The organism is Allomuricauda sp. XS_ASV26, from assembly GCF_041224615.1.
Lineage (GTDB): Bacteria > Bacteroidota > Bacteroidia > Flavobacteriales > Flavobacteriaceae > Flagellimonas > Flagellimonas alginolytica.
Genome location: NZ_JBGFGK010000031.1, coordinates 407,224 through 421,222, shown reverse-complemented (window position 1 = coordinate 421,222; position 13,999 = coordinate 407,224). Strand labels below are relative to the sequence as shown.

The window sequence follows — 13,999 nt, the reverse complement described above, 5'->3', positions numbered from 1 at the left end:
TCAAGCCAGGTGTAAAAACCACTTCGCTATAGCACTTGAACAACAAAGCTCTACTTGTAGGATTTGGGAACTGCATTGTAAACCTTTTGTTAAAAAACTGAAAATTAAAAGATAAACCACTACCTTCCGCATACCAATCTTATTTGATTTAGCATACCAATTATGCACTTTAACATTAAAGGCCTTTTAGAAAGAAATGGCTTTTTTTTGGATGCAAATCAACCTCAAATTTATGTCAACCTCTACACGGCGTTCAGAAAAGCTATATTGAACCGCTCCCTCGAGAACGGTACCAAACTGCCCCCTTCCAGGGTTCTGGCAACGGACCTTGGCATATCCCGAAGCACCGTCTTAAAAGCCATTGACCTATTGTTGGTGGAGAATTATATTACATCCAAAAGAGGTTCTGGATATTATGTTCGAGCAACTGAAGACAAAAAAATAAGGCTCAATATTTCCGCTCTCGACCATAAAGGTGGCCATCCAAAGCTATCCAAACAAGGAATAGCTTTTTCGGAAAACAATCTTTGGGCCGGACAAGATTCCATAAAAGAGGTCGCTTTTAGGCCGGGATTACCTCCTTTGGATATTTTCCCCGTCCAAATTTGGAAAAAACTCATCGACGACTATTGGAAACGTATTACTCCTTCTGAGTTATCCTACAGTGATACGAAGGGCCTAAATTGTCTAAGAGAGAATATTTCCCAATACTTAAAAGTATATAGGAACATTAATTGTTCGCCCGATCGAATAATCGTTACCACTGGATCATTACATTCCCTTTTTTTGGTCTCGAGCATTCTCCTTGAAAAAAATGACAATATTGTAGTTGAAAACCCAATGTATCCAATGGCCCATAGTCTTTTCAAAAACTTGGGCGCCGTGATACAACCCGCGCCGGTAGATGATGAAGGAATCAATCTAAAAGGCATTAATTGCACAAACCCGAAATTTGTTTACACCACACCATCCTGCCAGTACCCAACTGGTGTAAAAATGAGCATGTCCAGAAGATTCCAATTGTTAAATTGGGCAACAGTGAATGAAACCTATATCATTGAAGATGATTATAACCACGAATTCAGTAATTGGGAAAAGCCATTGGGGTCGTTGTTCGGAATGGATTTACAGGAGAGAGTGGTCTATTTGGGCACGTTCAATAAATTGATACACCCATCCCTGCGGTTGGGCTACATAATTCTACCTGAACAACTGATCGGTCCTGTAAGTGGCCTGTACCAGCAGTCCAGCAGGTTCGTACCAAGACAAGACCAGAAAGCCATGAGCGCTTTTATCCAAAAAGATTATTTAAACAAACACCTAAGAAAGGTAATCGACACGGCCCAACATAGAAAAGAATATTTTGTAGAACAATTCAATGCCATTTTAGGAGATTGGTTCCAGCTAGAAACGTCCTGTTTGGGGCTCCACTTGATCGCTCATATCAAAAAAAAACAGAGTGACCTATATATAGAACAGAAGTTAATGGACCAAAACATTCGTGTACATGCATTGAGCAGATATTATATTTTACCAAATGATGCCAATGGGCTGGTTATGGGGTTTTGCTCGGTAAACCAAAAACAAATCAAGGAAACCATACGTAAGATTGGCGAGATTATGGGCCAATTGTAATATGCTCCCGGATTTTTTAATCTTTTAGATTTTTGAGTGAATCCAGTTGCTTCTTTGTCAGTTCCAGTTGATTCTTGAGCTTTTGATTTTCCAAAATACTCTGTTCCTTCAATTGATTGATCTTACGTTCAAATTCATCGGCAGGCACGTATTCCGGACGCAAAAAAACCTCGGAAAAAATACTGATTATCGTAAACAAAAAACTGATTGCCAACGCAGAGACCAAACCGATAAGCAACGCTTTTTCCCTTTTGGAGGTTGATGCTTTCTTCTTGAGCAGTTTTCTCTCATCTTTGGTGAGCTTTGGAGTGTTCGATAAATGTCCCAAAAATGTGTCCCATTTTTCCTCCTCTTTTACATAAAGGTTCATAAACCCTCCTTCGTCCAAAAAATCTTGGGTGTTAGGCGTTGAAGCCAACATAAACATATCCATTCCATTGCCTCCCATAACATCCAGTAAAGTGGAATCGTAATTCTGGATTTCCTGTACCAACCTCTGTACATATTCCAAGCTATAATGTGGTCGTAAAAATTCGTCGTAAAGTGTGTGGATCTGAAAATAGTCGTTTCGGTCCAAAGCATATTCCAAAAAACGATCTTTTAGTTCTGCCTTAAAAAATTCACTCATTTTTAAAAATGGGCGTTATTGGGTTGGTTATGGTTGTTTAGGCTAAAAATAAAGAAGTGGGACGGCAAAAAGTTCTAGGTCAAGGTAAAGAATTCATGAAATTATTGCTTAATCAGATTCTTTTAAAACAATTAAAATAGTAATACTAAAAAGGGTAAAACCGGTCTATCACAAAATCTCTGCGCTCAAACCTGCCTGCAAAAGTTTGCTGCATCTGGGCTCTAAATAGGAATATTCACCCGTTTTAACCGTACATTTTCCTTTATAATGAACAATTATGGAGCATTGCTCCGCTTGCTCGGGCGTATGCTCGCACACATTGATAAGGGTTTCGATAACATGGTCGAAAGTATTCACGTCATCATTAAAAAGTACGATCTCGTGCTCCTTCACCGTTTCTTCTTCCAGAAGGACATCTTCCAATTCCTTTTCCCTAGTGCCCATAATACTTGAGGTTTATGCTATTCTAATTTACATATTTTGCTGCAATCCAATTGTTCTTCTCCAGATTTTTTTCAAATTCCAAACCATGTGCCGCACATTTTGAAGATATTGCATCTAAATCTTCCAAATAAAAACCACTTAAAAAAAGCGTACCTTCTTTTGCTAAACAATCTGCGTATATCGGAATGTCCTCCAATAAAATATTTCTATTGATGTTGGCCAAAATAACATCATATTTTTTATCCTTGAGCAAATTGCTATCTCCTTGATAGGTTTTGATTTCGGGACAATTGTTTCGTTCCACATTTTCCTGGGTATTCAGATAGCACCATTCATCTATATCTATGGCATCCACATCCGTAGCACCGCGTTTTTTTGCCAAAATAGCCAACACACCGGTACCGCACCCCATATCCAAAACCGATTTACCCTCAAAATCGTTTACGAGGATATGCTCGAGCATCATATGGGTAGTTTCATGATGTCCCGTACCAAAACTCATTTTTGGCTCGATCACTATATCGTATTCTACCTTAGCTGGGTCGTGAAAAGGTGCCCGAACCATACATTGGTCACCGACCTTAATGGGGTGAAAATTCTTTTCCCATTCGGCATTCCAGTTTTGCTGCTCAATTTCCTTGCTGGTCCAACTTATCTTAAAATTTGGGTTTTGGGAAACGAACAGTTCACTTAGCATGCCCCCCTTCCATTCCGACTTTAAAACATAGGCCAACAGCCCTGTTTCGTTTTCCACAAAGCTTTCAAAACCCAATTCTCCCAACTCCGCAATCAAAATATCTGTTGCGGGTTGGGGCGGGTCGATCTTAAAATCGTATTCGAGGTATACCAAGTGCCAAATTTTAAATAGCCTTAATTATTTCGGAAAAATCTGTAGCTTTTAAGGATGCGCCACCGATCAAACCTCCATCCACATCGGGCTTGGAGAAAATTTCCGATGCATTTGCCGGTTTTACGCTTCCACCATATAGTATGGAAACATCTTCCGCAATGGAGGAATTAAACCCATCTGCTATAGTTTTTCTTATAAAAGCGTGCATTTCCTGTGCTTGTTCCGGACTCGCGGTCTCGCCAGTACCAATGGCCCAAACAGGCTCGTAGGCAAGTACAATTTTACTCCATGCGCTGGCATCTAAATCAAAAAGGGCATTTTTTAACTGGTTTTCCACTACGGTAAAATGCTTGTCGGATTTTCTATCCTCCAATTCTTCTCCAAAACAGAAGATTACCTTAAGTCCTTTTTCTACGGCCGTTCTTACCTTTTTGGACAAAAGCGCATCATCTTCCCCAAAATAGGCTCGCCTTTCGGAATGACCGATGATTACAGTGTCCACACCGAGGGCAAGTAGCATATCGGCAGAAATCTCGCCGGTGTATGCACCATTTTCGGCAAAGTGCATATTCTGTGCTGCGACCTGTATTTTTGAATCTTGCAATGCTTCCTTTGCTGCTTGAAGGTTTACAAAAGTGGGCGCTACTATGATATCTGCATCGGTATCGGGTAATTTAGCGGAAAGCTCGGCCAACAATTCTTCTGTTTCCTGAAGATTCTTGTTCATTTTCCAGTTTCCTGCCACTATTTTTGTTCTCATTTTCTCTGGTTTTTCTCAGTTTTATATTTAGAAAGTAAGTTCTTCAAAATCATTGTAATGTGCCTTTTGCCGAATAGTCCCCTTGTTCAACACCAAGATACCCGGATTGGAACGCACTATGGTCTTTAAGGTAGTTTCATCCGTAAAGTAGAACTCAAAGTCCAAGCCGTAGGATTTTATCAATTTTTCGGCCGTATCACTACTGGACGCTGACATTCCTATTACTTTGTAGCCTTTACGCTTTGCTTCGGCAGTAACTTTGGCCACCTGCTCAAAGGCCTCGTAATCGCTTTTTGCCATATCATAGGCTATAACCATTACCAATTTCTCCTCTTCAAGTAATTCTGCCGCATAATCCTGTCCTTCTTGCTCAATGGTAAAATCGTGTATTGGCGGCTCGTATCCAGCTTGGATCTCGGTGGTCTCCACATCGATAAATTCACCATCAACGGATGGATAATCTCCTTCGGTCACAATTACTTTTTCTTCCCCGTTGACCTTAAATCGCCATGCATATTCGTAAACTGGCTTAGGTGCATTTTCTGGAACGGACATTCCTTCTTGTATGTTCGCACCGATTTTGTAGGGTCTAAAATCCACCGAGGGCAAATGGGCCAACACATGGTTGGCGAACAACATACATGCCAAAAGGGCAACTCCCCCAATAATCCAATTTACTTTGGAACTGAACATGGGTGTAATATATTTTTTACCAAAGAAAAGTACTAGAACAAACACCAACAGAATCACATCTTTGGTAAAGGATTCCCATGGTGTAAGTTTAACTGCATCTCCAAAGCATCCGCAATCCGTTACTTTATTAAAATACGCGGAGTAAAATGTAAGGAATGTGAAGAAAACGATCATTAGCAAAAGACTCCAAACAGTGAATTTTGGTTTAAACCCGATCAATAACAAAATCCCTAGAATTACCTCTGCAATCACCACAAAAATGGAAATTTCCAAGGCCAGAGGTGTAAAAAAGGTAAGATCTAGCACACTCGGGCTAAAATATTCCTCCAATTTAAAAGAGAAACCCATGGGGTCGTTGAGCTTGATGAGTCCACTTATAATGAACAATATGCCCACAAAAATTCTTGATATCCAAACCAAATATTTCATTCTTCTTCTTTTAAATGAATCAATGCAAAAACCGCATAATTAACCATATCCTGATAGTTGGCATCCACGCCTTCGCTTACCAAGGTCGTACCTTGGTTGTCTTCAATTTGTTTTACGCGCAACAATTTTTGTAAAATCAGATCCGTCAACGAACTTACCCTCATATCCCTCCAAGCTTCACCATAATCATGGTTCTTGTTTTCCATCAATTTTTTGGTGATGGCAACTTCCGCATCGTAGAGCTCAATGGCTTCATCTGCGGTAAGATCCGGTTGGTCCACCACTCCTTTCTTAAGTTGGATCAAGGCCATAATGGAATAATTGATAATTCCAATGAACTCTGAATATTCGCCCTCGTCCACTTTCCGCACGTCATTTTGCTGAAGGCTTCGGATACGTTGTGTCTTAATAAAAATCTGATCTGTTAAGGATGGTAACCTCAGGATTCTCCAAGCTGTGCCATAATCCTTGGCCTTTTTTAAAAACAATTCCCGGCAGGTTTGTATCACCGCATCGTATTGTTGGGAAGTATGCTGCATGTATTGTTGCTAATTTGCGTAAATTTCGTCCAACTTGTTTGTGCCAAAAAAGCACATTGCCAAAGATAATGAAACCCAACTAAGCAGATATTTTTTATGACGATAAACTGCAAAGGTGAATTAATAGACCTATCATCTCCCAAAGTAATGGGAATTCTTAATCTTACACCAGACTCGTTTTTTGATGGTGGAAAGTACAAAGATGAAACGTCCATACTATCGCAGGTCGATTATATGTTGAACCATGGAGCCGCCTTTATAGATATGGGCGCCTATAGTTCAAGACCAGGTGCCGAGCACGTACCCGAAGATGAAGAATTAAAAAGATTGATTCCCATTATGGATCTTATCCTGAAAAAGTTTCCAGATACTTTAATATCAGTGGACACATTTCGGAGCAAGGTGGCATCGATAAGTATTGAGCACGGAGCGGCCTTGATCAACGATATTTCTGCGGGAAATTTGGATAAGAAGATGTTTGATACGGTTGCCAAGCATCAGGTCCCTTATATTATGATGCACATGAAAGGCACTCCACAATCCATGCAGAAAGAAGCTGTTTACGAGGACTTGATCAATGACCTTAGATTTTATTTCTCTGAAAAAGTAAAAGAAAGCTCCGGCAAAAAAATCAACGATATTATTCTAGATCCAGGATTTGGTTTTGCAAAGACCACGGCCCAGAACTATACTCTTTTAAACCATTTAGACATGTTCCAAACCTTTGGTTTGCCCATTTTGATCGGTTTGAGCAGAAAATCAATGATTTATAAAATTTTGGAATCATCCCCGAAAGAAGCATTGAACGGAACAACGGCCTTGCACACCATTGCCCTTTTAAAAGGAGCCAACATTATTCGTGCACATGATGTAAAAGAAGTATCGGAATGTATTAAACTTGTGAAAGCTCTAAAAGAGAATGCCCTCTGATTTGATGTTCTCCTAATTTTGCTAATTTTACAAAAACGCTGCAGTTGGATTTTTTAAACTTTCTCGAATTTAAGATTACCGATGTCATCGACATAGTCCTGGTCGCCGCATTGCTCTATTATATTTACAAGCTGGTCAAGGGAACCGTGGCCATCAATATTTTTATTGGAATTGTTATTGTCTGGGCACTTTGGAAACTTACCGAACTACTCCAAATGAAGATGATCAGCAGCATGGTGGGCGGGTTTATGAACATTGGCCTGATTGCATTGATTATAGTTTTTCAGCAAGAGATCAGGAAATTCCTGTTGATGATCGGCTCCACTAACTTTGCTTCCAAAAGAAACATATTTAAACATTTTAAGTTCCTAAAACAGGAAGCTATTTCCACCAATACAGATGTAGATGCCATAATAAGTGCCTGCGAACGTATGGGAACTTCCAAAACGGGAGCTTTGATCGTTATTGAGCGCAACAATTCTTTGGATTTTATAAAATCCACTGGCGACGCCATGAACATTAAGGTTACCCAACCCATTTTAGAAAGCATCTTCTTTAAAAATAGTCCGTTGCATGATGGCGCCATCGTGGTCCAGGACAATTTTATTACGGCAACCCGGGTAATTCTGCCCGTTTCCAACGACCGTAATATTCCGTTAAGATTTGGTTTACGGCACAGGGCCGCTGTGGGCATTACCGAAAAAACAGATGCACTCTCCCTTGTCGTGAGCGAAGAAACCGGTTCAATATCATATATAAAAAATGGTGAGTTTATACCATTTAAAGGTAAGGAAGAATTGGTTAAGCGAATTAAAAAGGACTTGGAACAATGACCTGCAAAAATTGTGAAGCAAGACTTCGAACCGATTTTTTGTATTGTCCGGCATGTGGCGCAAAAGTGGTTCGCAACAGAATTACCATTAAAAATCTTTGGGTTGATTTTTTAGAAAGATATTTTAATCTCGACAACACTTTTATAAAAACCTTTATCCATTTGTTCAGTAAACCCGAAGTGGTCATCGAGGGTTATTTGCAGGGGATTCGCAGAAAATATCTAAATCCCATCAGCTATGTTGGTATTGCATTAACACTTTCTGGATTGCTCATGTTTATTATGTCCAAATCTTTGGATAGTATAGATTTTGGTTTTTTGGAATCGGAGGCCCAATCGGTTTACCAAGAAAAATTAATGGGTTTTATTTTGGATTATCAAACTTTGATATTCATCCTTTACATTCCATTAACGGCGATATCGGGTTGGTTATGTTTTGATGAGAAGAAGTACAATTTTGCAGAGCGCATCATTATTTTTACTTATACACTTGCCCATTATAGTCTTCTCATTTTTATACCTTCTCTACCCATTCTCCTTTTTGCTCCGGAAATCTATATGTCATTTTCATTGGTAAGTGTTTTGGTAATGATGGTTTATGTTGGATATGTAATCATTAGAATCAGCAACTCCAAAGGAGTTTCCCTTATCGCAAGACTACTCTTGTTCTATATGATTTTTGGAATTCTCTATTTCCTGAGTTCACTGCTTATACCGATCATCATGCTTTTGATCGGAGAAATAAGTTTACAAGATTTAGTACCACCTCCTCCCCAAAACTGATTACGCCACTTCCTCGGCCAAGAATTGGGCATTGTACAGGTCGTTGTAGTAACCGCCTTTCTCCAGAAGTTCTTTGTGAGTACCGGTTTCTATGATTTTACCAGCATCCATCACTATGATCTTATCCGCCTTTTTAATAGTTGCCAAACGGTGGGCAATTATAATTGATGTTCTGCCTTCGGTAATCTTGTCGGTGGCCTGTTGGATCAACTGCTCGGAATACGTATCCACGGAAGAAGTAGCTTCATCTAAAATAAGAATACTGGGATTGCTCACGTAAGCGCGTAAAAATGCGATCAATTGACGTTGCCCACTGGAGAGCATGGTTCCTCGCTCTTTAACGTTGTATTGGTAACCGCCCGGTAAACTGGAAATAAACTCGTGTACCCCGATCTGCTTGGCGGCAGCTTCTATTTCTTCCGTAGAGATATTTTCATCACGAAGCGAAATATTGTGTGCTATGGTATCGGCAAACAGGAAAACGTCTTGTAACACAATGGCGATATGGGAACGGAGCGACTTCAAAGTATAGTCGTCCAAGCATACGCCGTCCACCATAATTTTACCTGAATTTATCTCATAGAATCGGTTGAGCAAATTTATGATTGTAGATTTTCCTGCTCCTGTGGCCCCCACAATGGCCACAGTTTCACCTGCTTTTACGTTGAACGATATACCATGAAGGACTTCTTCATCCGGCACATAACCAAAATGTACATCTTTAAACTCGATATCTCCCTTTACGCTTTGCTTTTCTACCGTACCGTTGTCGTCGATATGGCTATCGGTATCCAAAATTTTAAACACCCTATTCGCAGCCACCATTCCCATTTGCAGGGTATTGAATTTATCCGCAATCTGACGCAGTGGACGGAACAAAAGATCCATCAAGAAAAAGAAAGCTACGATGGCCCCTTTATTGTCGAGCCCTACATTTTCGATATTCTGTATTACACCAAAATATACCACCAAACCAATACCAATTGAATTGGATATTTCGGCCACAGGAAAAAATATGGAGTTGTACCATACTGTTTTCAACCATGCATTCTGGTGTTTTTCGTTAATGACCCTGAACTTTTCCTTTTCTATTTCCTCTCGGTTAAAGAGCTGTACGATCTTCATTCCGGCTATCCGCTCCTGAACAAAGGAGTTTAGGTTGGATACTTGGGCGCGCACTTCGATAAAGGCCACCTTCATTGCCTGCTGAAAAAGACGCGTAGCCACTAAAATTACGGGAAGAATGGCAAACACGATCAAGGCCAGTTTCCAATTGATCACCACCATGATCACGGCCGCGGACAACATTTTTAAGGCATCGGCGACGATCATAAAAAATCCTTGGCTAAAAATTTCCCCTATTCGCTGCATATCGGCAACGGCCCGAGTGACCAAAACGCCGATCGATGAATTATCAAAATAGGTCATTTTAAAGCTGGTCATCTTTTCAAAAAGATTGATCCGTATGTCTTTTATAACGGATTCGCCCAACAAGTTTGCATAATAGTTGAACAACAATTGGGTGGTTACCTGACCTAGTAAAAACACCAGCATTAACAGCACATGGTTCAGCAATTGGGCCGCATCTTTGCTCTCCAATGATTGATTGATGATATTTTTGACCAACAACGGGATTCCGATAGCAAACGCTGCCGAGAGTATGGCTACTACCGCAACCAACCAAAAAATACCCCGATAAGGTCTTGTTCTTGAAAAAACACGCTTGAACAATCTAAAATCGAACGCTTTTCCTATTTCCTCTTTTTTGCTCATCAAAAAATATCTTTTGGATAGATAACCTTGGTCAAATATAACCCTTTTGCAGGGACGGACACGCCAGCCTCGCTCCTATCTTTACTTGCTATGATTCGGTGCATGTCTTCACTTTTGATTTTCTTCAACCCAACATCCAGCAAGGTACCAACCACGGCCCGAACCATATTTCTCAAAAAACGGTCTGCAGTAATGGTAAACACCCATTTGTCCGCGCGAGCTTCCCAGTAAGCCTGGCGTACATCACAATTAAACGTTTTTACATCGGTATTGGATTTGGAAAAGCATTCAAAATCAGTGTACTCCAAGAGCATTTTTGCCGCCTCGTTCATGGCGGGTAAATCCAATGGATGCTTCACCCAATGGGCATAATCAAAAAGAAAAGGGTCTTTTTCCCGTACCAGCCAATACTCGTAAGTGCGTTCAATGGCATCGAACCGGGCATGGGCGCCATCAACAACGGTTCTAATTTCTTGTACTGCAATATCATCTGGCAAAAATGCATTTAGCCTGTATGCCAAATCCTTTTTATCGTCAATCGAATCAAAATCAAAATGACAGAACATTTGTTTGGCATGGACACCTGCATCGGTTCTGCCAGCACCAACCACATCAATTTTGTCACGAAGCAAGGTGCTTAACGCTTTCTCCAACACTTCTTGTACGGTTATGGCGTTCGGTTGGTTTTGCCAACCGTGATATGCTTTTCCGAAATATGAAAATTGGATGAAGTATCTCAATGGAATCCCTTACTTTTAGGTCGGTAAAGATAATTCAATCCTACCCAACACGAATCCGACCCTATTTTTTTAGCATATTTTTAGCGTTATGACCAAGATTTTATTGCTTTCCGATACCCACGGACACATGGATAGATCCATTTTAAAGTATGCTGCGCAGGCCGATGAAATCTGGCATGCCGGAGATATTGGAAGTCTATCCGTAACCGACCAATTGGAAGCTTTGAAACCTGTTCGAGGGGTACATGGCAATATTGACGACCATGTAATACAGAAGGAATTTCCGGAAAATAATAGATTTATGTGCGAAGGCGTGGATGTTTGGATCACACACATTGGGGGCTACCCCAACAAATATAATGTGCGGGTTCGTGAAGAGATCAAGGTCAATCCCCCAAAACTTTTTATCTGCGGACATTCCCATATCTTAAAAGTGATGCATGATAAAAAACTAGGCCTATTGCACATGAACCCCGGAGCATGTGGCAAACATGGGTTCCATCAAGTACGTACCATGTTGCGATTTGTGATCGATGGCGACAAAATATCGGACCTGGAGGTTGTAGAGTTGGGAAAGCGCTGACCAAAACATAAAAACCCCGGCCTAAGCCAGGGTTTTTTCGCACTAATACTACTAAGATGTTAGGTTCAACGTAAGCGATCAACAGATTTTACAAGATCTTCATCCTTTTTGATAGCCCTGTTGGCCAGGACCAGAAAAACGATAGAAAATACAGGAATCAGCATCCCAATACCCTTCTCAGAAACTACAGTTTCTCCGGATAAACTTAGCGATCGATAAACGAAAAATCCTAGTAAAAAAAGATTCAATATCATATTCAATCTGTTTACCACAAATTGATTTTGTCGCTTTTTGTACAATAAAATCGAAACCACGGAAAGTACGGCGGCCACATAAAAAACAAGGCTAACAAGCACTTGGTCCTGGGCATATACCTCTTTTCCGTCTACTTCGACCCATAGATTCAGAAAAAACGGAAGTATTCCCGAAATAAGACCTACAATCAGTAAATATAACGTTTGTATCCGCTGAATCATTGTTGAATTTGCTTTCCAAATGCAAAAATAGAAGTCTTTTTTGATAAATAAGGCCTAATTCTTCAAAATTTATTTGTAATATTGTTGCGTTATTAGCAAGCACCTACCTCGGAATTCTTTCTCCAGTAGCATTCAAAAATAACTTTACTTCTAATATTTAGCATCACACAAGTTTAACATATTCCATTACTTAATGTTCGAGATTTCAGATCTAAAAGCTAAAAAGCTTCCTGAGTTGCAAGAAATTGCAAAGGATCTTAATGTTCCCAAATACAAATCGTTAAAAAAATTGGACCTGGTCTACCAAATTCTGGACGTACAGGCCTCCAACCCAAAAGCGGTTGCAGAAACCGTTGCTGCGAACAAAGACGAGAAACCAGCGCCAGAGCCCAAACCAAAAAGAACAAGAACTCCCCGACCTAAAACTACCGACACCAAAAGCAAAGAGGGAGAAACCACGGAAAAAGCCCCACAGAAAAGAGAGCCCAAGAGTTCCAACGACAACGCCAAAGGAAAAAATCAAGGACAAGGGCAACCTCAAAAAAAGGACAACACCCCTCAACAAAACGAGGGCGGCCAGCAAAAAAATCAAAATAACAGAAGGACCAAACAACATAACAAAGGCCATCACGATAAAAAGAACAGCAATTTCGATAAGGATTTAAAAAACAGGTACAAAGAACCTGAATATGAGTTCGATAGCATTATCGAGAGTGAAGGGGTCCTGGACATTATGCAGGATGGCTACGGGTTCCTAAGGTCTTCGGATTACAACTACCTGTCATCACCGGATGATATTTATGTTTCCCAATCACAAATTCGATTGTTCGGACTTAAGTCCGGGGATACTGTTCTCGGGAACATAAGGCCGCCAAAGGAAGGTGAAAAATATTTCCCCTTGATCAAAGTGAACAAAATAAATGGACTCGACCCCCAAGTGGTTCGTGACAGGGTAGCTTTTGAGCACCTTACCCCATTGTTCCCTCAGGAAAAGTTCAATTTAGCCGAAAAACAAAGTACACTTTCCACAAGAATCATGGATTTGTTCTCTCCTATTGGAAAAGGACAAAGGGGAATGATCGTTTCCCAACCCAAAACAGGTAAGACCATGTTGTTGAAAGATATTGCCAACGCAATCGCAGCCAACCACCCAGAGGTTTACCAAATCATTCTTTTGATCGATGAACGCCCAGAAGAGGTTACAGATATGCAACGCAATGTGCGAGGTGAAGTAGTTGCTTCTACTTTTGACAAAGAAGCCACAGAGCACGTAAGGGTTGCAAACATTGTTCTGGACAAAGCAAAAAGATTGGTGGAATGCGGCCACGATGTGGTAATCCTGTTGGATTCCATTACCCGTTTGGCCCGTGCCTACAACACCGTACAGCCAGCTTCCGGTAAAGTATTGAGTGGTGGTGTGGATGCCAATGCACTGCACAAGCCGAAACGTTTCTTCGGTGCGGCACGTAATATTGAAAATGGCGGGTCCCTTTCCATTATCGCCACAGCCCTAACGGAGACCGGCTCTAAAATGGACGAGGTGATTTTTGAAGAGTTCAAGGGTACTGGCAACATGGAACTTCAGTTGGATAGAAGAATATCCAACAGAAGAATTTTCCCTGCTATCGACCTAATTTCTTCATCTACTCGAAGAGATGACCTATTATTGGATGAAAATACCATTCAACGCATGTGGATAATGCGAAAATATCTTGCGGACATGAACCCGGTTGAAGCTATGGAGTTTATGGAGCAGCGCATTAAACAAACAAAAAACAATGAAGAATTTTTACTTACCATGAGTGAGTAAAAACATACAGTACTTTATAAAATAAGATTAAAGGCCCTTCAATATTTTGAAGGGCTTTTTTTGACCCGTTTTGTAGAAAAGGCATATCTTTATT

The 13,999-nt window shown here is 40.5% G+C and carries 15 protein-coding genes; 6 read left to right on the top strand and 9 right to left on the bottom strand.

Going from position 1 to position 13,999, the window contains the following annotated elements; genetic code table 11:
• The first annotated feature begins 162 nt into the window (after positions 1 to 162).
• On the top strand, positions 163 to 1,635 hold the full coding sequence (locus tag AB9K32_RS09355; protein ID WP_369885015.1) for a PLP-dependent aminotransferase family protein: 1,473 nt from the start codon (positions 163 to 165) through the stop codon (positions 1,633 to 1,635).
• A gap of 16 nt (positions 1,636 to 1,651) precedes the next feature.
• Here AB9K32_RS09355 and AB9K32_RS09350 read toward each other — a convergent pair whose 3' ends face one another.
• The 6 genes from AB9K32_RS09350 to AB9K32_RS09325 form a co-directional block, all read right to left on the bottom strand.
• Positions 1,652 to 2,263 carry a hypothetical protein gene (locus AB9K32_RS09350; protein WP_369885014.1) on the bottom strand — a complete coding sequence of 204 codons (612 nt, stop codon included), beginning with the start codon at positions 2,261 to 2,263 and terminating at the stop codon, positions 1,652 to 1,654.
• 168 nt (positions 2,264 to 2,431) lie between these two features.
• Positions 2,432 to 2,707, bottom strand: coding sequence for an ATP-dependent Clp protease adaptor ClpS (locus AB9K32_RS09345; protein WP_224835294.1), 276 nt, complete (start codon positions 2,705 to 2,707; stop codon positions 2,432 to 2,434).
• A 22-nt stretch (positions 2,708 to 2,729) separates the two neighbouring features.
• Positions 2,730 to 3,566: a 50S ribosomal protein L11 methyltransferase gene (gene prmA / locus AB9K32_RS09340; protein ID WP_224835652.1), complete on the bottom strand. Its 837-nt coding sequence runs from the start codon at positions 3,564 to 3,566 to the stop codon at positions 2,730 to 2,732.
• 1 nt (position 3,567) lies between these two features.
• Positions 3,568 to 4,317, bottom strand: a complete 750-nt coding sequence (gene tpiA / locus AB9K32_RS09335) for a triose-phosphate isomerase (RefSeq protein WP_224835295.1) — start codon at positions 4,315 to 4,317, stop codon at positions 3,568 to 3,570.
• Positions 4,318 to 4,344: 27 nt separating this feature from the next.
• Positions 4,345 to 5,439 carry a BT_3928 family protein gene (locus tag AB9K32_RS09330; RefSeq protein WP_252079093.1) on the bottom strand — a complete coding sequence of 365 codons (1,095 nt, stop codon included), beginning with the start codon at positions 5,437 to 5,439 and terminating at the stop codon, positions 4,345 to 4,347.
• The gene (locus tag AB9K32_RS09325) at positions 5,436 to 5,978 is read right to left on the bottom strand and encodes a DUF1599 domain-containing protein (RefSeq protein WP_369885013.1); all 543 of its coding nucleotides are present in this window, start codon (positions 5,976 to 5,978) and stop codon (positions 5,436 to 5,438) included. Before AB9K32_RS09325 ends, AB9K32_RS09330 begins: the two co-directional genes overlap by 4 nt.
• 96 nt (positions 5,979 to 6,074) lie before the next feature.
• On the opposite strand from AB9K32_RS09325, the gene folP reads away from it, so the two are divergent.
• From folP to AB9K32_RS09310, 3 genes are read left to right on the top strand one after another with little or no spacing between them, the layout of a single operon-like run.
• Positions 6,075 to 6,908 carry a dihydropteroate synthase gene (gene folP / locus AB9K32_RS09320; RefSeq protein WP_369885012.1) on the top strand — a complete coding sequence of 278 codons (834 nt, stop codon included), beginning with the start codon at positions 6,075 to 6,077 and terminating at the stop codon, positions 6,906 to 6,908.
• 44 nt (positions 6,909 to 6,952) lie between these two features.
• Positions 6,953 to 7,741 (top strand): diadenylate cyclase CdaA, encoded by a 789-nt coding sequence (gene cdaA / locus AB9K32_RS09315; protein ID WP_369885011.1) that lies wholly within the window; start codon positions 6,953 to 6,955, stop codon positions 7,739 to 7,741.
• Entirely contained in the window at positions 7,738 to 8,523 is a 786-nt protein-coding gene (locus AB9K32_RS09310) for a DUF3667 domain-containing protein (protein ID WP_224835300.1), read from the top strand. Before cdaA ends, AB9K32_RS09310 begins: the two co-directional genes overlap by 4 nt.
• Here AB9K32_RS09310 and AB9K32_RS09305 read toward each other — a convergent pair whose 3' ends face one another.
• The gene (locus tag AB9K32_RS09305; protein WP_224835301.1) at positions 8,524 to 10,296 is read right to left on the bottom strand and encodes an ABC transporter ATP-binding protein; all 1,773 of its coding nucleotides are present in this window, start codon (positions 10,294 to 10,296) and stop codon (positions 8,524 to 8,526) included. It lies immediately after the preceding gene.
• Complete coding sequence (truA, locus tag AB9K32_RS09300; protein WP_369885010.1) at positions 10,296 to 11,036, bottom strand: tRNA pseudouridine(38-40) synthase TruA; 741 nt, start codon at positions 11,034 to 11,036, stop codon at positions 10,296 to 10,298. Before truA ends, AB9K32_RS09305 begins: the two co-directional genes overlap by 1 nt.
• 88 nt (positions 11,037 to 11,124) lie before the next feature.
• Between truA and AB9K32_RS09295 the strand changes: the two genes are divergently transcribed.
• Positions 11,125 to 11,619, top strand: coding sequence for a metallophosphoesterase (locus AB9K32_RS09295; RefSeq protein ID WP_369885009.1), 495 nt, complete (start codon positions 11,125 to 11,127; stop codon positions 11,617 to 11,619).
• 65 nt (positions 11,620 to 11,684) lie between these two features.
• Here AB9K32_RS09295 and AB9K32_RS09290 read toward each other — a convergent pair whose 3' ends face one another.
• Positions 11,685 to 12,095 (bottom strand): DUF4293 domain-containing protein, encoded by a 411-nt coding sequence (locus AB9K32_RS09290; protein ID WP_224835304.1) that lies wholly within the window; start codon positions 12,093 to 12,095, stop codon positions 11,685 to 11,687.
• 193 nt (positions 12,096 to 12,288) lie between these two features.
• Between AB9K32_RS09290 and rho the strand changes: the two genes are divergently transcribed.
• Positions 12,289 to 13,905, top strand: a complete 1,617-nt coding sequence (gene rho / locus AB9K32_RS09285) for a transcription termination factor Rho (protein WP_224835305.1) — start codon at positions 12,289 to 12,291, stop codon at positions 13,903 to 13,905.
• The last annotated feature ends 94 nt before the right edge of the window (positions 13,906 to 13,999 follow it).

Bases quoted from the DNA above. Each gene is read 5' to 3' on its own strand.
- AB9K32_RS09330 (WP_252079093.1), bottom strand. From the start codon at position 5,439: ATGAAATATTTGGTTTGGATATCAAGAATTTTTGTGGGCATATTGTTC.
- folP (WP_369885012.1), top strand. From the start codon at position 6,075: ATGACGATAAACTGCAAAGGTGAATTAATAGACCTATCATCTCCCAAA.
- AB9K32_RS09345 (WP_224835294.1), bottom strand. From the start codon at position 2,707: ATGGGCACTAGGGAAAAGGAATTGGAAGATGTCCTTCTGGAAGAAGAA.
- AB9K32_RS09310 (WP_224835300.1), top strand. From the start codon at position 7,738: ATGACCTGCAAAAATTGTGAAGCAAGACTTCGAACCGATTTTTTGTAT.
- AB9K32_RS09355 (WP_369885015.1), top strand. From the start codon at position 163: ATGCACTTTAACATTAAAGGCCTTTTAGAAAGAAATGGCTTTTTTTTG.
- tpiA (WP_224835295.1), bottom strand. From the start codon at position 4,317: ATGAGAACAAAAATAGTGGCAGGAAACTGGAAAATGAACAAGAATCTT.
- AB9K32_RS09290 (WP_224835304.1), bottom strand. From the start codon at position 12,095: ATGATTCAGCGGATACAAACGTTATATTTACTGATTGTAGGTCTTATT.
- AB9K32_RS09350 (WP_369885014.1), bottom strand. From the start codon at position 2,263: ATGAGTGAATTTTTTAAGGCAGAACTAAAAGATCGTTTTTTGGAATAT.
- AB9K32_RS09295 (WP_369885009.1), top strand. From the start codon at position 11,125: ATGACCAAGATTTTATTGCTTTCCGATACCCACGGACACATGGATAGA.
- AB9K32_RS09325 (WP_369885013.1), bottom strand. From the start codon at position 5,978: ATGCAGCATACTTCCCAACAATACGATGCGGTGATACAAACCTGCCGG.
- AB9K32_RS09305 (WP_224835301.1), bottom strand. From the start codon at position 10,296: ATGAGCAAAAAAGAGGAAATAGGAAAAGCGTTCGATTTTAGATTGTTC.
- rho (WP_224835305.1), top strand. From the start codon at position 12,289: ATGTTCGAGATTTCAGATCTAAAAGCTAAAAAGCTTCCTGAGTTGCAA.